This window comes from Pantoea sp. BS_8 (assembly GCF_041954965.1).
Classification (GTDB): Bacteria; Pseudomonadota; Gammaproteobacteria; order Enterobacterales; family Enterobacteriaceae; genus Pantoea; species Pantoea stewartii.
Genome location: NZ_JAVAXU010000005.1, coordinates 83,468 through 102,068 on the forward strand (window position 1 = coordinate 83,468; position 18,601 = coordinate 102,068).

Annotated in this window: 19 protein-coding genes; 9 read left to right on the forward strand and 10 right to left on the reverse strand. The window is 50.8% G+C overall.

The genetic code is table 11. From position 1 onward, the window contains the following. Position 1: 1 nt before the first annotated feature. Both RAC65_RS11925 and RAC65_RS11930 read left to right on the forward strand, forming a co-directional pair. The gene (locus tag RAC65_RS11925; protein WP_367144117.1) at positions 2 to 472 is read left to right on the forward strand and encodes a YhcH/YjgK/YiaL family protein; all 471 of its coding nucleotides are present in this window, start codon (positions 2 to 4) and stop codon (positions 470 to 472) included. A 1-nt stretch (position 473) separates the two neighbouring features. Then, on the forward strand, positions 474 to 1,154 hold the full coding sequence (locus RAC65_RS11930) for an SDR family NAD(P)-dependent oxidoreductase (RefSeq protein ID WP_367144116.1): 681 nt from the start codon (positions 474 to 476) through the stop codon (positions 1,152 to 1,154). Between the two features lie 130 nt (positions 1,155 to 1,284). Here the strand turns inward: RAC65_RS11930 and RAC65_RS11935 are convergent, their stop codons facing one another. Then, positions 1,285 to 1,686 carry a cupin domain-containing protein gene (locus RAC65_RS11935; RefSeq protein ID WP_006121972.1) on the reverse strand — a complete coding sequence of 134 codons (402 nt, stop codon included), beginning with the start codon at positions 1,684 to 1,686 and terminating at the stop codon, positions 1,285 to 1,287. Between the two features lie 239 nt (positions 1,687 to 1,925). On the opposite strand from RAC65_RS11935, the gene RAC65_RS11940 reads away from it, so the two are divergent. Then, complete coding sequence (locus tag RAC65_RS11940; RefSeq protein WP_033742422.1) at positions 1,926 to 2,723, forward strand: MetQ/NlpA family ABC transporter substrate-binding protein; 798 nt, start codon at positions 1,926 to 1,928, stop codon at positions 2,721 to 2,723. Between the two features lie 58 nt (positions 2,724 to 2,781). Here RAC65_RS11940 and RAC65_RS11945 read toward each other — a convergent pair whose 3' ends face one another. After that, positions 2,782 to 3,489: a phage antirepressor KilAC domain-containing protein gene (locus RAC65_RS11945; protein WP_006121973.1), complete on the reverse strand. Its 708-nt coding sequence runs from the start codon at positions 3,487 to 3,489 to the stop codon at positions 2,782 to 2,784. A gap of 431 nt (positions 3,490 to 3,920) precedes the next feature. Between RAC65_RS11945 and RAC65_RS11950 the strand changes: the two genes are divergently transcribed. Both RAC65_RS11950 and RAC65_RS11955 read left to right on the forward strand, forming a co-directional pair. Next, positions 3,921 to 4,355 (forward strand): 6,7-dimethyl-8-ribityllumazine synthase, encoded by a 435-nt coding sequence (locus tag RAC65_RS11950; protein ID WP_006121974.1) that lies wholly within the window; start codon positions 3,921 to 3,923, stop codon positions 4,353 to 4,355. A gap of 86 nt (positions 4,356 to 4,441) precedes the next feature. Beyond that, positions 4,442 to 4,915: a nuclear transport factor 2 family protein gene (locus tag RAC65_RS11955; RefSeq protein WP_033742417.1), complete on the forward strand. Its 474-nt coding sequence runs from the start codon at positions 4,442 to 4,444 to the stop codon at positions 4,913 to 4,915. A 215-nt stretch (positions 4,916 to 5,130) separates the two neighbouring features. On the opposite strand, the gene RAC65_RS11960 is transcribed toward RAC65_RS11955, so the two are convergent. The 4 genes from RAC65_RS11960 to budA all read right to left on the reverse strand — a co-directional run bounded on the left by RAC65_RS11960 (position 5,131) and on the right by budA (position 9,002). Further along, complete coding sequence (locus tag RAC65_RS11960; RefSeq protein WP_006121976.1) at positions 5,131 to 5,547, reverse strand: hypothetical protein; 417 nt, start codon at positions 5,545 to 5,547, stop codon at positions 5,131 to 5,133. A 178-nt stretch (positions 5,548 to 5,725) separates the two neighbouring features. Next, the gene (locus RAC65_RS11965) at positions 5,726 to 6,499 is read right to left on the reverse strand and encodes a (S)-acetoin forming diacetyl reductase (protein ID WP_375096776.1); all 774 of its coding nucleotides are present in this window, start codon (positions 6,497 to 6,499) and stop codon (positions 5,726 to 5,728) included. 25 nt (positions 6,500 to 6,524) lie between these two features. Continuing rightward, positions 6,525 to 8,204, reverse strand: coding sequence for an acetolactate synthase AlsS (gene alsS, locus RAC65_RS11970; RefSeq protein ID WP_054634025.1), 1,680 nt, complete (start codon positions 8,202 to 8,204; stop codon positions 6,525 to 6,527). A 15-nt stretch (positions 8,205 to 8,219) separates the two neighbouring features. Continuing rightward, positions 8,220 to 9,002 (reverse strand): acetolactate decarboxylase, encoded by a 783-nt coding sequence (gene budA / locus RAC65_RS11975; protein WP_033742414.1) that lies wholly within the window; start codon positions 9,000 to 9,002, stop codon positions 8,220 to 8,222. A gap of 104 nt (positions 9,003 to 9,106) precedes the next feature. Here budA and RAC65_RS11980 point away from each other — a divergent pair, with 104 nt between their 5' ends. Next, a complete protein-coding gene (locus tag RAC65_RS11980) occupies positions 9,107 to 9,988 on the forward strand; it encodes a LysR family transcriptional regulator (protein WP_033742412.1) in 882 nt (293 codons plus the stop codon). Positions 9,989 to 10,486: 498 nt separating this feature from the next. After that, complete coding sequence (locus RAC65_RS11985) at positions 10,487 to 11,761, forward strand: Glu/Leu/Phe/Val dehydrogenase (protein ID WP_033742410.1); 1,275 nt, start codon at positions 10,487 to 10,489, stop codon at positions 11,759 to 11,761. A 57-nt stretch (positions 11,762 to 11,818) separates the two neighbouring features. On the opposite strand, the gene RAC65_RS11990 is transcribed toward RAC65_RS11985, so the two are convergent. Next, complete coding sequence (locus tag RAC65_RS11990) at positions 11,819 to 13,750, reverse strand: methyl-accepting chemotaxis protein (RefSeq protein WP_375096745.1); 1,932 nt, start codon at positions 13,748 to 13,750, stop codon at positions 11,819 to 11,821. Positions 13,751 to 13,906: 156 nt separating this feature from the next. Here RAC65_RS11990 and RAC65_RS11995 point away from each other — a divergent pair, with 156 nt between their 5' ends. Then, complete coding sequence (locus RAC65_RS11995) at positions 13,907 to 14,245, forward strand: cupin domain-containing protein (RefSeq protein ID WP_367144112.1); 339 nt, start codon at positions 13,907 to 13,909, stop codon at positions 14,243 to 14,245. 350 nt (positions 14,246 to 14,595) lie between these two features. Here RAC65_RS11995 and RAC65_RS12000 read toward each other — a convergent pair whose 3' ends face one another. The 3 genes from RAC65_RS12000 to RAC65_RS12010 form a co-directional block, all read right to left on the reverse strand. Continuing rightward, positions 14,596 to 14,910, reverse strand: coding sequence for a YebG family protein (locus RAC65_RS12000; RefSeq protein ID WP_006121982.1), 315 nt, complete (start codon positions 14,908 to 14,910; stop codon positions 14,596 to 14,598). Between the two features lie 113 nt (positions 14,911 to 15,023). Further along, positions 15,024 to 15,818: an SIR2 family protein gene (locus tag RAC65_RS12005; RefSeq protein WP_033742404.1), complete on the reverse strand. Its 795-nt coding sequence runs from the start codon at positions 15,816 to 15,818 to the stop codon at positions 15,024 to 15,026. Then, positions 15,815 to 16,375, reverse strand: coding sequence for a non-canonical purine NTP pyrophosphatase (locus RAC65_RS12010; protein WP_033742402.1), 561 nt, complete (start codon positions 16,373 to 16,375; stop codon positions 15,815 to 15,817). The genes RAC65_RS12005 and RAC65_RS12010 overlap by 4 nt, the downstream gene beginning before the upstream one ends. 1,775 nt (positions 16,376 to 18,150) lie before the next feature. On the opposite strand from RAC65_RS12010, the gene RAC65_RS12015 reads away from it, so the two are divergent. Next, positions 18,151 to 18,546 (forward strand): H-NS family nucleoid-associated regulatory protein, encoded by a 396-nt coding sequence (locus RAC65_RS12015; protein ID WP_006121986.1) that lies wholly within the window; start codon positions 18,151 to 18,153, stop codon positions 18,544 to 18,546. Positions 18,547 to 18,601 lie beyond the last annotated feature (55 nt).

The window sequence follows — 18,601 nt, forward strand, 5'->3', positions numbered from 1 at the left end:
GATGATTATCGGCAATCTGAACGCCCTGCCGCTGGCAGGGTTACCCGAACCCTTACTGGCTCTGCTCCGGTTACCCGACTGTTCTCTTGAAGCACTGGCCGCAAGGGATATCGGTAGATGGCAGCCGGAAAATGCAGCGTGGTTTTGCACGATTCAACAGGCCACCACCCAGGACGCCACACTGCGTCATACGGAATACCACCATCTTTGGACTGACATTCAGGTGATGCTGGAGGGTGAAGAGGTCATTCATGCTGGCACCCAGTCCATTGCCAGGACCGGAGATGAAGAGCACAAACCCGATTTGTATATCGCGCAGCCAGAACTATTACCGGTTAGCATCACTTTGCGTAAGGGAGACTTTGCGGTCTTTTTGCCCGGTGAACCCCATCAGGCCCTGTGTGCCGCAGGCGCGCCAGTAGCCGTTCGTAAAGCCGTCTTTAAGGTACCGAAATCGATGTCAGGAGGTTGAGATGCGTCACGCTATCGTTACAGGCTACAGTTCTGGCATCGGCAAAGCGATTACTCAGGATTTATTGCAAAAGGGCTGGAAAGTTACGGGGCTGAGCCGGACGCAGGGCGAGGCCACCTTACCCAACCTGAACGGCATCGCCGTTGATCTCACTGATGCCGATCAACTCAGGTCGGCAATCAGCGGGCTTGAAACGCCGGATGCGCTGATTCACGCCGCAGGAATGATCGTCGCCGCCCCGCTGGGCGAACTGGACGGAGCGGCCAGCAAACGCTTGTGGTCGTTGCACGTTCACGCAGCCGAAGTACTGATCAATCACTTTGCGCCAACGCTTAAGCCAGGCAGCAGGATCGTCATTATCGGCAGTCGTACCTCGCGCGGTGCCGCCAATCGCTCGCAGTATGCGGCAACCAAAGCGGCGCTGGTTGGCATGGTCCGCTCATGGGGAATGGAACTGGCTCCTCGGCAAATTACGGTGAATGTTGTCGCTCCCGGCGCAACCGAAACGCCGATGCTGACCAAACCTGAACGGGCCTCATCCGCCCCCATCCTGCCGCCAATGGGACGCCTGATTCAGCCAGAAGAAGTGGCTTCACTGGTGAGTTATTTACTCAGTGAACGCGCTGCTCCCATCACAGGGCAGGAGCTGGTGATATGTGGAGGCGCTTCACTTAAAGCCTGATTCGCCGCGTGGTTAAACCCGCGTTTACCGGCTGGTTTAACCACGGCTGTCGCGCTTATTCAGGTGAAATGACGTGAGCCCTTCCCCTTTTTTATTCACATTACGTCACGGGCTTTGCCCGCATAGCGATCTAAAACTCTTCCGGCTCGCCGGGTAGCGGTTCGGTCAGTTCCTGCCCTTTCACACCCGCGTACGTGATAATCAGTTCAGCAGGACTTTCCAGCGTAAAACCACGATGCGCACTGTTGATGGTTTCATTCAACGCTTCACCAGCCTGAAAAGTTTGCTGCTCACCCGTTTCTTTATCCTCCACCACTAACGTCCCTGAAAGGACAAACGCTGCATTGGGCATCGGATGAGTATGCCAGGGCAAGGCGGTTTGCGCCGGAAGGGTTAAGCGTATGACTGTCAGTTCGGGTTGTCCCTGCGGATAAGCGTCAATATGTTGGCCATTCCATGCCTGGCAACTTTTGAGCAGCGTTACCGCCTTAATTTCTGATGCTGATGCGTTATCGCTGTTTTCACCTGACATCGTTTCTCCTGATAATGACGCCCCGGGCCGGGCTGAGTGACTCGTTTAAAAATAGCTGATAATTCGCCAGCACACTTAATATCAGCAATTGAAAGGCGGCGGAGACAGCGATAACAGCGCTGATGTTTTTTTATCCCAATCAGAGCATGATGGTTATATCTTATAGCGACGCGTAAGTACGCAATACCGTGAATTTGTATTAGGCTTTCGGCATCAAATACTGACGGGAATCCCTACACATGAAAGGTTTATTGACGGCGCTAATCGCCAGTTCCGTATTATTATTGTCCGCCTGCTCGCCTGATAACGATCATAAAGTGAAAGTGGCTATTAATACGGGTCCTGATGAAGCCATCTGGAAAGAAGTACAGAAAGTAGCCAAAGATAAGTATCAGCTGGATGTTGAAGTGCTGAACTTCAATGATTATGTTTTGCCCAATGAAGCACTGAATAATAAAGAAGTGGATGCGAACGCCTTTCAAAGCCTGCCTTACCTTGAAGAGCAGTCAAAGGAGCGCGGCTATAAATTTGCCGTTGTGGGCAAAACGTTTGTTTTCCCTATCGCTGCCTATTCGCACAAAATTAAAAATATCAGTGAGCTGAAGGATGGCGATACCATTACGATATCAAATGAAGCCACCACGCTTGGACGCAGCCTGCTGCTATTACAGGCTCAGGGGCTGATTAAGCTAAAAGACGGTGTGGGTTATTTACCAACATCGCTGGATATTACCGATAATCCCAAACATCTGAAGCTGGTCGAAGTGGATACACCACAGCTTACCCGCACGCTGGACGACCCAAACGTCACCCTTTCCATTATTAATACCAACTTCTCTGCGCAGGCAGGGTTATCTGCTCATCGCGATGGTTTGTTTATGGAAAGCGCCTCTTCGCCGTACGTTAACGCCCTGGTTTCACGTCAGGACAATAAAGACAGCGATAAGATTCAAAAGCTGAAAGCTGCATTTCAGTCTCCTGAGGTCGCAGCAAAAGCAGAAGACGTTTATAAAGGCGATGCCATTAAAGGTTGGTAAATCCGATAGCCTGGGGCAAGCCGCGCAGCAGGCGGCCTGTTCCAGGCATAACGTGCCGTCAGGCGGCAGCGCCTTTGGTTTGTGCGGACAAATGCCCGGCCCATAAGCTGGCAATCCACCGGACCCCTTTCGTGGTAAACCGCGCCTGTGAGAAAGTATGCTGATTTTCTGCCGTTCCTGCGTGCAGGGTAAAGTAACCCGCCTGCAGATGGTAATGCTGTGGTGTCAGTGCGCCCTTTTCACGGTACATGATATTGCGGTCGAGCAGAAACTGACGAAAATCCGTTTCTTTCACTTTCAGCATTTTACACAGCTGACGAAAACCGAGCGCGGTGTCCACATTCACGAAATCGTCGAAAAAGGCGGCTTTTGGCGCAGATTCGGCCAGTTGCTTTTCTGCAGCACGGCGCTGTTCAAACTGCTCCGCCCAGGCGCGGGCCGCCTCGGCGGGATTCGTGAAATCAGGGAGATGAACGCGTTCTTCACGCGCCTGCCAGCGATCAAGCGCTTCCGCGGTAAAGCCAGGCGAAAGCCGGGCCACCGCCAGAAGGGAATCGCGTTTATTCAGGTGATATTCCTGGCGCATTTCGCCCTGGTGTTCATAGAGATTGACCAAAAGTGGCTGGGACAGGCGCTGTGCCGTTTCAAGGCTTTTGATTAACCGTTTAACTTCACCATGTGTATTTCCGGTCATTTGAGCAATTTCCCGGCTACTCATTGTGATGGCATGATCCGTTGCGTTGAAAGTTTCTGTCGACATCATCATGGGCTTTACCCCCTAATCATTCCAGACAACACCCAGCGGGCAGTGGAATAATTATACAATTACCTGTTTAAATATCCAGTATTATTTTTAAGCAACATCATAAATGGAATGCGTTACACAATCGAACAGCGATCGCGATACCGGAGGCACGCAAAGCATGGTCCTGCGCTTTTCACCTTGCCAGGGAACCCGGGGCACACGCGAAAGACCGCAAAAGCGAGTGAAAGGTAAGCACACGGGGTTTACATCGGTTTATACTGTCCGCTATTCATCACTGAATTCAGCCGGATACTGCTGTCCGGCAGCGGGATCGATGTCTTTATGATGTGTGACTGGCAATGGTACGCATCAGAGAATTTATAGTCATTCGGGAAGATGAGCGCATCTGCCGATCTCTCAGGAACCGGATGTCACGTTGACTGGAGTAAGTTATGCAACCGTTAAGAGTCGCCTTCATCAAGGCAAACTGGCACAGCGAGATTGTTTCTCAAACCCTGGCTGGATTTCAGCAGGAAATGGACAACAGCAGCACGCCCTGTGAAATCAAAACCTGGGATGTGCCTGGCGCCTTCGAAATGCCGTTACTGGCACAACGCCTGGCACAAACCGGTAAGTTCGATGCAATCGTCTGTGCGGCTCTGGTCGTGGATGGTGGCATTTACCGCCACGATTTTGTCGCTCAGGCCGTCGTGAACGGACTCATGCAGGCACAACTGGCCACCAACGTGCCCGTGTTTTCCGTCTCACTGACACCCCATAATTTTCAGCCTGCCGATGAATTCATTCGCTTCTACACCGAGCATTTTGTGAAAAAAGGCAAAGAAGCGGCACGCGCAGTCCGTCAGATTCACGCCATTTCACTGTAAACGCACGTGGTTTTGTCTGTTTAACAGTCTGTTTATCACAGCCAGGCGGCGCGCTTATCCAGAGTGCCGCTATTTCAGGAGACAGTATGGAAGCCCCACGCCAGCCTTTACCACCGTTTACCGATGTACAACAGGCCATAACGAAAGTGCGTCTGGCCGAAGATGCCTGGAACAGCCGCGACCCCGAACGCGTTTCACTGGCTTACTCGCCTGACAGCGTCTGGCGAAATCGCGATATCTTCCTGAGCGGACGTAGCGAAATCGTGGCGTTTTTGCGCGAGAAATGGCAGCGAGAAGCCGAGTATCGGCTGATAAAAGAGCTGTGGAGTTTTCACTCAAACCGCATTGCGGTTCGGTTTGCCTATGAATGGCATGACAGCGCGGCAAACTGGTTTCGTTCTTATGGCAATGAAAACTGGGAATTTGACGAGAATGGCTTCATGGTCAGGCGCCACGCCAGCATAAACGATGTGGCGATTGCCGAGAGTCAGCGTTTGTTTCACTGGCCTCAGGGCCGCCGACCGGACGACCATCCTTCACTCAGTGATCTTGGCCTGTAGGCAATTTCCGTGAAACATGTCTGAGATCCACCTGACGCACCTTCTCGCGTCGGGTGAGACAGAAAAGAACAGCACCATATTGTCTGAACCGTTCACCTTCAGGCTGTAAACAGCAGCCCTGACTTTCACACTACCTGGGCATTTTAGTTCCGGCAAGGCTGTTCACGCCGACAATTCAGGTCAGTCACATCGGACTGACCCTCCCGCCTGATGCCTTAACCTTGTTCCTGCGCAGCGTCGTTTGATTTAGGCTGCTCAACAAAGGTCGCTTTATTGCGCGTCACCGTGTAGGCCACTTTTTTCACGTCGTTAGGTGACGTTGTCACCTCAAGGGGATCAATGGTTACGCGTCCCAGACCAAATAAGGTACGGACGTAACCGCCGACTTCATGTTTACCCGCCGGGACATGCAGGACTTTACTTTCGCCATTCGGCAATTCGCCAGCATCTTTACCATCCACGGTCAGGTAAATATGGGAACCGTCGTCAGCACGCGTAATCACATGAGAGACATCAATCTGCGTTTGTCCTTCGGCAAAAGCGTCAGCAGGATTGGCGGCAGGCTGCTTTTTAGCGCAGCCTGACAAGGCAGTGGCGACCGCGAGTGCGGCAAACAGATAACGATAACGCATTGTGGCTGTGTGACTCCCTGACAAATGAGCACGTTATTTTAGCGATTTCAGAGCATGATGGAAGCCCGCAGGCGCTCGGCATGCTCTGAATTTTGTCAGTAAGCAATGCGAAGAGTAACGAGAAACGGCCTGACTGAACAGAGGTCGCCTGGCACAAGCGTGCCAGGCCTGATCGCGATCAGCTAAAGACCATTCCGCCATCAACCAGGATAGACTGGCCGGTAATATAATCCGAGTCCGGTCCTGCGAGGAAGGCTACACAGGCGGCCACATCGTCGGGCTCGGATAAACGGCCCAGTGTGATTCTTTTGGCGAAGGCCTCGGTACCATAACCTGCAGGCTGACTTGCGGCTTCGGAAATTTGCCGATCAATTTCTGCCCACATGGGGGTTTTGACAATGCCCGGACAAAAACCGTTTACGGTAATGCCCGCCGGGGCGAGATCCCGGGCTGCCGTTTGGGTCAGACCGCGCACGGCAAACTTACTCGAACTGTATATCGCCAGTTCAGGATTTCCGACGTGGCCAGCCTGGGAGCAGGCATTAATGATCTTTCCGCCGTGCCCCTCCGCTGCAAAGGCTTCAACCGCGGCCTGCATCCCCCAAATCACGCCTTTCACGTTGACGTTGTAGACTTTATCAATGATGTCTTCCGTGATGTCCTGAACAGGCGTGGACGGCGCAATCCCGGCATTATTGACAATGACATTAAAGTCGCCCAGCACTTCACGTGCCTGCTCAACCGCGTGAAAAACCTGATCACGCTTTGATACATCAACCTTGATGGCTAATGCACTGCCCTGCGCTTTTTTAATTTTTTCCGCGACCTGAGAAGCGGTATCAAAATTAAAATCCGCTACCGCAACGGCAAAGCCATCTTTCGCCAGGCGTAACGCAATGGCCTCACCAATGCCCTGGCCCGCACCTGTTACCAGCGCCACTCGATTTTTCATCATCATGTCCTCCGTTCCTTCGTGATTAAAGAAGCTGACTCAGATGGAGTTGTCCCATCAAAAGGGGGTTATCCGCATAATCCACCGGTACAGCCACAACCGCCGGCCCCTGCACATCCATTGCTTTACGCAGTGTCGGCTCAAGTTCAGCTGCGCTGGTCACCGCAAACCCCGCGGCGCCAAACGCCTCGGCATAGGCTTTAAAATCAATGGGCCCAAAATTGACACCGGACACACGTTGATATTTTTTCTCTTCCTGCATCGCCACCATGTTGTAGGCATTGTCGACCCAAATAATGTGCAGGATATTGGCGTTGAGCCTGACCGCCGTTTCCAGCTCCATACTTGACTGGAGAAAACCGCCATCCCCTGATACCGACACCACTTTACGTGACGGATCGACAAGCCAGGCACCGATAGCCCAGGGCAGCGCAACGCCCATGGTTTGTTGTCCGTTAGAAATCATGATTTGACGCGCACGGAAGCTGTAGAGGTAGCGGGCAATCCAGATATGAAAACTGCCCATGTCCACGGTAAGACTGACGTCACTGTTGATGATGTCCTGCATCGCCCGGACAATACGCAGGGGATGAAGTGCAAACTGATTCAGACTGGCCCCCTGAAGCGCCAGTAACTGTCGCTGTTGTTGGCGATCGTCCAGTATGCTGGCAGCCTGCTGACTAAGTTGTAAGGGTGAGGTTATCCGCGTCGCCAGCTTGCCCACGGTTGCCGCGATATTCCCCACTAACTCAGCATCAGGTATATAGCGGTTGTCGGTTTCCGCCGGGACGACATCGATATGAATTAACGTCGCATTACCGGTATTCCACATCGCCGGTTCGTACTCAACCGGGCTGTAGCCAATCGTGATAATCAGATCCGCCTGCTGGAGGAGTTTGTCACCGGCCTGGTTGTTGAAAAGACCCACGCGGCCAGCAAAACGGGAAAAGTGCTCCTGACGTATCGCGCCTGCTGCCTGATAGGTGCTGGTAACAGGGATATGGCTGCGGTTTAACAGATCGTGAATGGCCTCGCTGTTCTCAGGCTGGCTTGCCATCAGGCCAAGCAGAATCACCGGATTTTTTGCTTTGGCTATTTCACGACTGACCGCATCAATCATGACGTCGGGTGCCGCCCCCAGGGTGATACCGCCTTTGCTGGCCAGGACTTTGCCCGTCACCGGCTGGTCGACAATATCCTGTGGCAGGCTGACAAACGCACCGCCTCCGCGACCATGCTCCGCATGGCGAAAGGCATTTGACACGCATTCAGCCAGTGCGGAGGGATCGGTCACCTCTACCGCATATTTTGTGACCGGGCGGAACATCGAGACGGTATCCAGGCTTTGGTGGACCTGCTTGGCGCTGTCAGAGCGTTTGACGGCGCCCCCCAGCGCCACAACCGGATCGCCTTCACTGGTCGCGGTCGCCATACCGGTCACCAGATTGGAGCAACCAGGACCGGAGGTGACCAGCGCCACCCCTGCTTTTCCGGTCAGTCTGCCCACCGCAGCGGCCATAAACGCAGCATTGGCTTCATGCCGCACGGGAATGGTCTGAACAGACGAATCCAGCAATGAATCAAAGACTTTATCGATTTTTGCACCCGGAATACCAAACACATGGCTGACGCCCTGTGCTTCCAGTTGCGCGACAACCAGGTCGGCGCCGCAGGTCCAGAGGGTTGTATCTGAGAGGGTTTTCATATTCAGGCCTCGTTGTTAGCTTTCGACAGAACGGATAGCGTCATCCAGGTTTTCGGGCGTCAAATTGGCGTGCAGGAAATCACTGTTTTCCGGCAGGTCGATGACCAGCTTGCTGATGGCGCCAAAGGTCAGCGTGCCCTCTTCAAGCACGTAGTCGAGAATGTGACCGCCTCCGGTTCTGTCGTCGGTGATAAAATGTTCGTGGTACCCGGCGACGTTGATGCCCTGCATGTACTGTGGCGTACGGAACCCGATAAGCTCACCGCTGCGATGAGAAAATTCAAAGATGGGCTGATTGCCGAGCACTTCTGGCATCGAGCGGTATGGGCGGCACTGACACGGAACGGTACGGGTTTGTACCGATGAAAAGTGGCCGCTGACACGTAAGGCACAGAACTGATTGTCCGAGGTGATTTCACTGTCAATTAACTGGTGCAGCTCATGACGTGGAACAGCACGTTCGAAAGTGTGTTTATGCTGAGGCTGGAAGAAGGTCATAACCGCAAAGGGCGTTTTCTGCTCAGGATGGGCAGGACGGGCGCTGCCATCCGCCCGTAACTGATAAACATTGCTGTCGAATGCAATCAATTCTCCGTCGAGCTGGTTGAACGTGCCCAGGCCAAAGTCGCCCTTACGCAGTAAATCTGCAATTCGGGTTTCACCTTCGTAAACACCGCTCAGAAGTGCACTCATCAAAGAGGTTTGATACATAACACTTTCTGGCATATTTTTTTGCAGTTTGTTCACCGTATCTTTAAGTTGATCCTCGCAGGAACAATCAGTTACAAAATTGCTCATTGGATGCCTCATGGGTTAACTGTTAAGCCGTGTTAACATTATGGTGGTCCCGTTTGCCGACAGAATCCAATAGCAAAACCTGTTAACTTTGAGACGTTTTTAATATGGAACTGCGCCATCTACGTTATTTTGTTGCGGTCGCACAGACTCAACACTTCACCCGAGCGGCTGAACTACTGGGCATTTCGCAGCCGCCGCTGAGTCAACAAATTCAGCGCCTGGAGCATGAAATTGGTACCCCGCTGTTGAAGCGGCTGACACGTGGTGTGGAACTGACAGAGGCTGGAAAGACTTTTCTGACAGACGCGATTGAAATTGTTCAGCTGGCCGATTATGCCCTGGAGAAAGCCAGAGGCGTTGCCCGTGGGATGAGCGGAAAAATGTCATTAGGTTTTGCGAGTTCGGTGGCGTTTAATCCTCGTGTGTTCGAAATCATTCGGCACTTTAAAGCCCGCTATCCTGCACTGGAATTAATGACCCGCGAAGAAAACATGTCTTTACTGATACAGGATCTTCAGGAAGGACTACTGGACGCGGCGTTTATTCGTTTACCCTGTGAAAGCAGTCGGTCATTTAATTTGCGGGTTATTTCGACCGAGCGGATGGTGTTGGCACTACCTGCCGACCATCATCTGAAACATAAAACGGCCATTGCGCTGAGTGAGTTGGCAGACGAAACGTTGATTATTTTTCCACGTGAAGTTTCGCCCAGTTTGTATGAACTCATTGTCAGTGCCTGTTTACGGGCAGGTTTTTCATCTTCCTCTTTCCAGCAGGCCCCGCAAATCAGCTCTTCGCTGGGGATGGTCGGCGCGGGCTGCGGGATTGCGCTGATCCCTGAATCCATGATTTGCGTACAGAATCCCCACATTTGCTTTCGTGACATTGCAGAGAATACGCTCTTTACTGATGTCGCTTTTGCCTGGCGGCGTAATAATGCGTCCAAGGCCGTGAACCATTTATTAGCACTCATTCCTGCGCGTTAAACACTCACCGATCACTCCTTCCGATGGCAGAAACGAAGCGGGAAAAATAAAAGATGCAGTATGAAAAGGGGGAAATAAACGCTGCGAATATATCCCCCCTGATGCATCACCGGGGCTATTTCATGCTGCCTTTGTGTTTTCACATAAATGAAATTTTCATTCGCATTAGCTGAATTAATGCACCACATTGGTGCAAAAAAGTCAATGCCATTTCTAACATTTAATTAACTTTTTGAACCTTCTCAAAGAACTGATAAATGGTTGATTTTTTAGTTTATGCATCTTTTATGCATTTCTTATGCAACCACCGCGGGGATTTTACCCGGTTTATCTGCACTATTATTCACTCTTATTCAGCGTTAATCGAAATAGCATAGCGATAATGCGTGCCGGGCCGACATCATATTTTTTCTGGCAGTGATAAATTATATATGCGCTGAAAAGCGTGTTGTTTCCACGGCTCAACACAATAAATAACGTCGATAAGAAAGGTTCTGTATGGATAAGTTATCTTACGCGTCTGACAGTAGTACATCCGCCTGGTCTACCTACCTTCAACAAATCGATCGCGTTGCCCCTTATTTGGGCGATCTCTCTCGCTGGATCGATACGTTACGTCATCCTAAACGTGCCTTAATCGTTGATATTCCTTTGCAAATGGATGACGGTACGATTCGTCATTTTGAGGGTTACCGTGTTCAACATAATCTGTCACGCGGCCCCGGCAAAGGCGGAATCCGCTATCATCCGGATGTTGACCTGAATGAAGTCATGGCACTCTCCGCCTGGATGACCATCAAATGTGCCGCTGTGAACCTGCCTTATGGTGGTGCTAAAGGCGGGATTCGTGTAGATCCCTTCAAATTGTCTGAAGGTGAGCTTGAGCGTTTAACCCGCCGCTATACCAGCGAAATTGGTATCATCATCGGTCCACAAAAAGACATTCCGGCACCCGATGTCGGTACCAACGGTAAAGTTATGGCCTGGATGATGGATACCTACTCCATGAATCTGGGCACCACCGTGACGGGCGTCGTGACAGGTAAACCTATTCACCTGGGTGGATCGCTGGGTCGCGAAAAAGCCACCGGTCGCGGCGTTTTTGTTACAGGTCGCGAAGTGGCGCGCCGTGCCGGTATTGAGATTGAAGGTGCGCGCGTCGCCGTTCAGGGTTTCGGTAACGTTGGCAGTGAAGCGGCACGTCTGTTCAGCCAGGCTGGCGCACGCGTCGTAGTGATTCAGGATCATACCGCTACCCTGTTCAATGCCGACGGTATTGATATGGATGCACTGACGCAATGGCAGGCCGAAAACAAACAGATTGCTGGCTTCAAAGGCGCACAAGTCATTGATAAAGAGGCCTTCTGGCACACGGAAATGGATATTCTCATTCCGGCAGCCCTTGAGGGTCAGATTACCCGTGAACGCGCTGAGACCCTGAGCTGTAAACTGGTACTTGAAGGTGCCAACGGTCCTACCTATCCCGATGCTGACGATGTGCTGGCAAACCGTGGCGTGATTGTGGTCCCAGACGTTATCTGTAACGCCGGCGGTGTGACGGTCAGTTACTTCGAATGGGTGCAGGATATGGCCAGTTTCTTCTGGAGTGAAGACGAGATTAATAAGCGGTCTGATAAAATCATGACTGAAGCCATGATTCACGTTTGGGAAAAAGCCAAAGAGAAAGACTGCTCTCTGCGCACCGCAGCCTATATCGTTGCCTGTGAGCGTATTCTGATGGCCCGTAAAGATCGCGGTATCTATCCGGGCTAAGCCAGTAAAAAAACAACCCGCGATGTGCGCGGGTTGTTTTTATTCAGCGGCTTTCACTTAACGGAATTGCTGCACCGTCTGGGCCAGCTGTTGCGCCTGATCTTCAAGCGAACTGGCTGCCGCCGACATTTGTTGCACCAAAGCCGCGTTTTGCTGCGTTGTTCCGTCCATTTCATTTACCGCAATCGTCACCTGACTAATTCCTCGCGCCTGTTCATCTGACGCGGCAACGATTTCGTTGATGATACTTTGTACAGAGGAGACAGCCTGGGTCATTTCATGCATCGTTTTGCCTGCCTCATTGACCAGCGTGACGCCGCTTTGTACCCGGGCACTGGACTCCTCAATAAGCGCGGCAATGTCTTTAACCGCACCGGCACTGCGTTGCGCCAGGTTTCTGACCTCAGAGGCCACTACCGCAAATCCGCGCCCCTGCTCGCCCGCCCTGGCCGCCTCAACGGCTGCGTTGAGCGCCAGGATATTGGTCTGGAAGGCAATGCTGTTGATCATGGTCGTGATATCGCCAATTTTCTTTGAGCTGTCATCAATTTGCGACATGGTCTGTACCACCTGGCCCACCAGGTTTTCGCCCCGGCTGGCAATGGTTGTCGCATTTCCGGTCAGGTGCGTAGCCTGCTGGGCGTTATCCGCGTTCAGGCGAACCGTGGCGCTGATTTGTTCCATGCTGGCTGCTGTCTCTTCCAGTGCTGCCGCTTGTTGTTCGGTGCGCGAGGCTAAATCCAGGTTGCCGCTGGCTATCTCACTGGCCCCCTCTCTGACAGACGCGCTGGCATCTTTAATCTGGCCCACAATGGATTGCAACTGGCTCTGCATGGTGTGCAGGGCGTAAAACAGGCTGGCGTTGTCACCGTGCGCGACCTGAATATCATTGCTGAGTTTGCCTTCCGCAACGGCCAGCGCGATGCGGGCTGCTTCTGCAGGTTCGCCACCAAGCGGGCGCATTACTTTGCGATTAAACAATAACCCCAGTACGGCACCTACCAGCAGGATGCTCACAAGCATTAAACCGATAGCCCAATAGAGCTGGCGGTTCGCGGCGGCCATGACCTGGCTGACAGGGGCGACAATTCCCACATACCAGGGCTTATCGCTGTTGCCTGTCACCACCGGATACCAGGTGTACATGGCTCTTTCACCCAACACCGGATCATCATGTTCGACGATCTGACGGGTAAAATTGTCTTTGTCGCCTTTCCATTCCTTACCGGCGTCATTTTTGACAGGTGAAGATACCACTTTGCCACTGTTCGAAAGCAACAGCGCATAACCCGTCTCCTGCCAGGGTTTTATCTGGTTAACTTTTTGCTGTAATGACGCAAGCGAAATATCCGATGTGACCACCGCCATGAGCTTGCCTTGATCGATAATGGGTGAGGCAACCGAGGTCAGTAAGGTTGGCACGCCGTTGTACGGGTAGCTGTAGGGCTCTATCAGGGTATCTTTACGCGACTGTTGAGGGACCAGATAATAATCCCCCTGGCCAGGCGTCAAATAGGAGAGCAGCGGATGCATGGCATAGTTGCCGGACTGATCGCGGTCAACAAACCAGGCATAGCGGCCCTGAGGTGGCTGTCCTTTCTGACCAACAAACTCCGCATCGCGACCGTCAAACGCGTCAGGTTCAAAAATCACGGACATAGAGAGATAGCCAGGGTTGGCCCTGAGGGAATACTCCATAATTTTGTCGGCAATTTTCCGGTCATTAACGCCCGCTTTTGGTAAGGCAATCAGGCTTTGGCCAAGGCTGTGTGCCATATCGCGCGCGTAATTCAGCTCTTGCTGAATCTGCAGACCGCGACTTTGTGCAATCTGTTGAAGATAATTTTCCGCTAAGTTTTTTTGCTCTTTTGCCGATTGCCAGCTCAGGACGCCAATGGTGACGGTAAAACCAAGCGTAATAGTCAGGCCACCGGCAAGCAGCATCTGGGTGCGGGTGGTCAGTGTTTTTTTTGCAGGTTGAGAAGTCATGCGGATTCCCCTGAAATCGATCGGCTTAATTGACTTCCCTGCCAGACAGACGCTTTTATGTTCCTTAAGGATCTATCGGCGCTCAATAAACGAACTTTAATTCTCATGACTTAAGTCAGACCTTAATCACAACGTTCATCATCAGGGGGAAAGCGCATGATTTCGAAAGAGAACGCAGAACATTATTTCTGGGGTGAGCAGTGTGAGGGTTGGCATCTGCTTAAAAGACACGATCTGAGCATTATTTATGAGCAGATGCCGCCTGCAACACATGAAATACGGCATTATCATGTGCGATCGCGGCAGTTCTTTTTTGTGCTGGAAGGCCAGCTCAGCCTTGAGGTGGACGGTGTGATGCATCATCTGCAGACGCAACAGGGAATTGAAATTCCCCCCGGCGCAAAACATCAGGCTCGCAATATCAGCGATAACAGCGTCACTTTTTTAGTCATTTCTCATCCCACAACGCGTGGCGATCGTCACGATGTCGTCTGAACACCGGGCGGGAAAGTGAAATTTTGGTAACTTATCGCGATGATTTTGACCTGAAACAATAAACTGGCGGAAAAAATATGTCAGTTTGTGCCCTCTTTTTTGGTGGGATGAAAAACCGGACTTATTCATGTGGAATCATACTGGCTGGCTTCACAGCTCTGCGCTTTGTTTTGGCTGGCTTGCAAGATATCTCCATCACTACGCTTTTGCCATCACACATTTGACTGGCTGATCGTAATGCAGGCAAGCACGGCGCAAACCAGTCAGTGCGCGCGAAGCGTTATGGGGAGAGCGTTGTGCGGGATAACAGGCAGGCAGTTCACAGGTAATGAACTGCCAGGAATGAACCATCAGGCCGCTTTAACGGCGCGGACTTTTTTCTCACTTTGCGCAGTCGCGTCAGCTGTTTCTGACACATTTTGCGCCGTGCCAGGTAATTTGCTGGTGCGAAGAATATGCTGTACCGCGTCTTTTTGCTCTGCCAGCAACAACCCTAAGGTTTCAGCCTGCGATTCGTCCATATCGGCCTGGTGTGCCAGTAACCAGTCGGTGAACGCCTCTGCCATATCCAGCATTTTGTCGTAGGCATCGGCCTCTTTCTTATTGGCAAATGTCATCTTCTCTTCACCCTTTCTGACTACTACAAATTTGGTTTCGACAGCCATTTTATTGCCCTCACATACTGTTTATTTATACAGTATAACACAGTCGGCGACGTTTTCCAGTGAAGAAAAGACACAACGGTTAAACCTGCCCTGCTTACGCCATTCGGTGTGCATCAGGCCAGTAATTCTTCCATAAACTCAGCCAGCGCTTTACGGGGATCGTCCTCTTCCGACACGATCATTTCGATTCCCCATTGCCCCAATACTTCTTTTGCCACCGGGTTATTGCGATTGGTAAAAAGGTAAGATTTGGGTCGGGCGGTTGCCAGGCCTGTGCGCCCCCACATTTTTGTCAGCCGATAGAAGAGCAGACGAATATTAAAATCACTGATGCTGTAGCCAACAAACAAAACCGAATTGCCCATGACATCATGGGTCAGCTTGATATCTAACGGCGAATCAAAATAGAGGCGTTCAAAGTAGCTGCTTTCATCCAGTACGATAGAAGTATCGTCATCAAAGTCGCCATGAAGTTTGATGATATGACGTTTATCTTCGGTGAGTGAAACCAGATCGGCTGCATTCGCCACTTTTGAATAAGGCACGCCATGGGCCTCATGCGCGGCTTCCAGCCACCGATCGTAATTCGTGGTATAGATGCGTGAAAAGTTGCCCTGAGTGATCATGGTATGAATTTCAGAGCTGCGGACATCAATATCAGGCCGGTGCCATTCGCGATCCATCCAGCTTCGTAACGGTCCTAACGAACCTTTTTTCTGCTTGTAGTACTCAGCCAGAGAGAGGTGCGTACCGTAAGTATTAAAAATTTTCGGATCGTACCCCAGTTCATTAGCCAGATGAGCGATAAGCTCATGCCATTCAGGCAGGCCGAGATTACGGGAAAGACCGGCTCCGGCAAACAGAATGAGCTTGCCGGAATCGTATGCGCGTTTGAGCTCAGGTTTCATGCCACGCCTCGTGCAGTTTTTAAAAAGGCAGCAAAACGATCCAGCGCAATGCGACGGTTGGAAATTTCGTTTTTCTTCTCGCCCATCTCAGCGAAGGTTTGATCGTATCCTTCGGGAATAAAGATACAGTCCCACTGGAATCCATGGGGACCGGCAGGTTCAGGTGCAATAGTGCCGCGCAATTCGCCGAAAAACTGGTACATTTTGCGTCCGTCGCAATAACCCAGTACGGTTTTGGCGGTTACACCCTGACTGTCGAGGCCCTGTACCAGCGATGCAAAGCGATCGGCACCGAGGCGATTCCAGAAAATACGCGTCAGCCCCGCAGGCAAACCATTCAGGCCATCCAGATACAGCCCGGTGTGCTCAACAAAAAGCGGACGTCCGATAATAGAGAAGGCCTTCGTCAGTTTATCTCGCACTAAATCCAGTTCATTTTCCGTTTGAATTTCTTCAATGCGACGCGCGATGGGTACGACGTCCACGCCCACAGGTTCCAGTATTCCGCGGACCTCCGCCAGTTTTTGCTCATTGGCCGAAAGGAATCTGATTTTCATGCTTCTTCCACGTTGATTACGCTGCCTCAGTCAAATTTATCATTGAGACAGAACAAGAGGTCATCGCTGGTGAGTGTAGCGCAAATTCGCGCCTTTCTGGCGTGAACATTTGCGCAAAACGCGGGGTTACAGAGTAGAGCGGATAAAACAGAACAACGCAGGACGTGAATAAGTCCGAATAAGGCATGATGTAAAACACCGCTCCGTTTAATAAGCACCCGCTGCATTGGCTATTTAAAGACACACAATCTTTTGCGCATCGTCTGCGTTTTTGCACCTTTCCAAAGCGCGGAAATACCGTAAGCCACAGAGAAACCGGCCGCGAAGTTCTTTCAGGGGCTCTGTTCGCCAGCCAGACTGATGCAGGCGTCATCATAGTGCTGACAGTATCAAGTCACTGACGTTTTATTTTCCATCCAGTGCCTGACAGATGAACCGAAAATATTACGCATAGCATAAGCCGTTTATCCTGCGCTCTCTGTTCCGTTCGTCAAAGCCGCATCACTCGTCAGGGGCTGAACTTGTCTTTCACTGGCAGAGAGTGCTCTGGCGAGGCTGTATAAAAGAATCGGGAAGAAAGTCGGACGTGACGCCCTGACAAGGACCTGTGTATTTATCGGTGGCAAAGCTGTTTTGCAAACGGCAGCGATGAACGTTTATATCTTTTATTGCTAATGTACGGCATGTGCAGACCAGTGCCGCCCTTCACACCGACTGTTCACCCTTCCGGCATTTCAAAATTCATCCTGAGGAAAATGATAAAGACGCCGCACTACGCATGTTTTTGTGAAAAGCGGTTTTGAATGGTTCCAGAAACCCCCTGCACGTTATTCTGTCAGACAGAGCGACTCACTTTTCAGACGTGGAATGAAAAGCATCCCATAGCGGAAAAGATGACAATATCCGCCTTAGCGAAAAGTGCAAGAATCTAATGGCAGCAATACGTTGTGTTTTCATAAGCAAACGGCATCACGTCCGCAGCCATATAAATGTTGTTGATCTGATAAATTCTTATAGCGACGATAACCTCTCGACTGGCTTTAAGTACAGTGACGGAGAGAGGCCATCAGGATGATATTAGCTACCCGTTTTTATTCTTGCCGTCACTTGTCAACGCTCCGCTTATAGCTCTGCTTTACAGCACGAAATGTGTGATTAAACCTTAAGACAGACAGGCGCGCGTACCCACAATGTTATCCATCATAGCGATCTATATTGCGCTGACTAACCGTGTTAAAAGAAGGATTTGTCCTGTAAGAAAAGTTGCAGACTTCAGTAATCGTCTGGCTTCACAAAAACTAATCCCGTGAACAGGAATGAACAAGACGGTTAACGCATTATCCGGCGATTAAGACACAACCATTTTGGAGCAGAATGAAGATTAGGACAATTTATCATGGGGAATTATTAACCTGACGTTATCATTTACCTGCGCTGGAATGAAGCGACTTTATTATGCCGTAATATCCCTGTAACTGGTAAGGAGGTAATGCATTACACACTGATTTTTATTGCTTTTTTAAGTAAATAAATGGGCGTTATTTTCAATACGTCACCGTAATATGCTACCGTTTATCACCTGGACCTCAACGAAAAAGGCGCTGACAATGCGTCTGGCATTTAAATTTTATGTATGTTTAATGCGTTTAAAATGCCGTAATAATCCTAAGCGGTAACAAATTTGTACATTTCAGACAGAAGAGATATTTCTTTCCTTGATTATTTTTCGTAGAATGACCCTGTTTAAATATTCGCTGTAATTTAAGGATTAACCAATGGATGCGCTCAAAGCATTAAATAACCTTCGTATTCTACGCGCACAAGCCCGGGAAATTGAGCTTGATGTGTTAAATGAAATGCTCGAAAAGCTTTCTGTCGTTGTCGCTGAACGCCGTGAAGAAGAAGAAGCTGAGCAAGCTATGCTGCGCGAGAAAGCAGATAAGTTAGCTAAGTATAAAGAAATGCTGATGAATGACGGCATTGATATTTCTGAACTGGTTGATTTGCCCACAGAGACAAAAACAAAAGCTAAGCGCGCACCTCGCCCTGCTAAATATCGCTATACCGATGAAAACGGTGAAACTAAATCGTGGACAGGCCAGGGCCGTACACCATCGCCAATTAAAAAGGCGCTGGACGCTGGCGGTTCGCTTGACGATTTCCTGATCTGACAAAATGCGCGGTATTGATTTCGATACCGCGCATTTTATTGGAAACATTGTTTTA

Excerpts from the sequence above, each read along its gene's own strand:
- RAC65_RS11925 (WP_367144117.1), top strand. The coding sequence starts at position 2 with ATGATTATCGGCAATCTGAACGCCCTGCCGCTGGCAGGGTTACCCGAA.
- RAC65_RS11930 (WP_367144116.1), top strand. The coding sequence starts at position 474 with ATGCGTCACGCTATCGTTACAGGCTACAGTTCTGGCATCGGCAAAGCG.
- RAC65_RS11935 (WP_006121972.1), bottom strand. The coding sequence starts at position 1,686 with ATGTCAGGTGAAAACAGCGATAACGCATCAGCATCAGAAATTAAGGCG.
- RAC65_RS11940 (WP_033742422.1), top strand. The coding sequence starts at position 1,926 with ATGAAAGGTTTATTGACGGCGCTAATCGCCAGTTCCGTATTATTATTG.
- RAC65_RS11945 (WP_006121973.1), bottom strand. The coding sequence starts at position 3,489 with ATGATGATGTCGACAGAAACTTTCAACGCAACGGATCATGCCATCACA.
- RAC65_RS11950 (WP_006121974.1), top strand. The coding sequence starts at position 3,921 with ATGCAACCGTTAAGAGTCGCCTTCATCAAGGCAAACTGGCACAGCGAG.
- RAC65_RS11955 (WP_033742417.1), top strand. The coding sequence starts at position 4,442 with ATGGAAGCCCCACGCCAGCCTTTACCACCGTTTACCGATGTACAACAG.
- RAC65_RS11960 (WP_006121976.1), bottom strand. The coding sequence starts at position 5,547 with ATGCGTTATCGTTATCTGTTTGCCGCACTCGCGGTCGCCACTGCCTTG.
- RAC65_RS11965 (WP_375096776.1), bottom strand. The coding sequence starts at position 6,499 with ATGAAAAATCGAGTGGCGCTGGTAACAGGTGCGGGCCAGGGCATTGGT.
- alsS (WP_054634025.1), bottom strand. The coding sequence starts at position 8,204 with ATGAAAACCCTCTCAGATACAACCCTCTGGACCTGCGGCGCCGACCTG.
- budA (WP_033742414.1), bottom strand. The coding sequence starts at position 9,002 with ATGAGCAATTTTGTAACTGATTGTTCCTGCGAGGATCAACTTAAAGAT.
- RAC65_RS11980 (WP_033742412.1), top strand. The coding sequence starts at position 9,107 with ATGGAACTGCGCCATCTACGTTATTTTGTTGCGGTCGCACAGACTCAA.
- RAC65_RS11985 (WP_033742410.1), top strand. The coding sequence starts at position 10,487 with ATGGATAAGTTATCTTACGCGTCTGACAGTAGTACATCCGCCTGGTCT.
- RAC65_RS11990 (WP_375096745.1), bottom strand. The coding sequence starts at position 13,750 with ATGACTTCTCAACCTGCAAAAAAAACACTGACCACCCGCACCCAGATG.
- RAC65_RS11995 (WP_367144112.1), top strand. The coding sequence starts at position 13,907 with ATGATTTCGAAAGAGAACGCAGAACATTATTTCTGGGGTGAGCAGTGT.
- RAC65_RS12000 (WP_006121982.1), bottom strand. The coding sequence starts at position 14,910 with ATGGCTGTCGAAACCAAATTTGTAGTAGTCAGAAAGGGTGAAGAGAAG.
- RAC65_RS12005 (WP_033742404.1), bottom strand. The coding sequence starts at position 15,818 with ATGAAACCTGAGCTCAAACGCGCATACGATTCCGGCAAGCTCATTCTG.
- RAC65_RS12010 (WP_033742402.1), bottom strand. The coding sequence starts at position 16,375 with ATGAAAATCAGATTCCTTTCGGCCAATGAGCAAAAACTGGCGGAGGTC.
- RAC65_RS12015 (WP_006121986.1), top strand. The coding sequence starts at position 18,151 with ATGGATGCGCTCAAAGCATTAAATAACCTTCGTATTCTACGCGCACAA.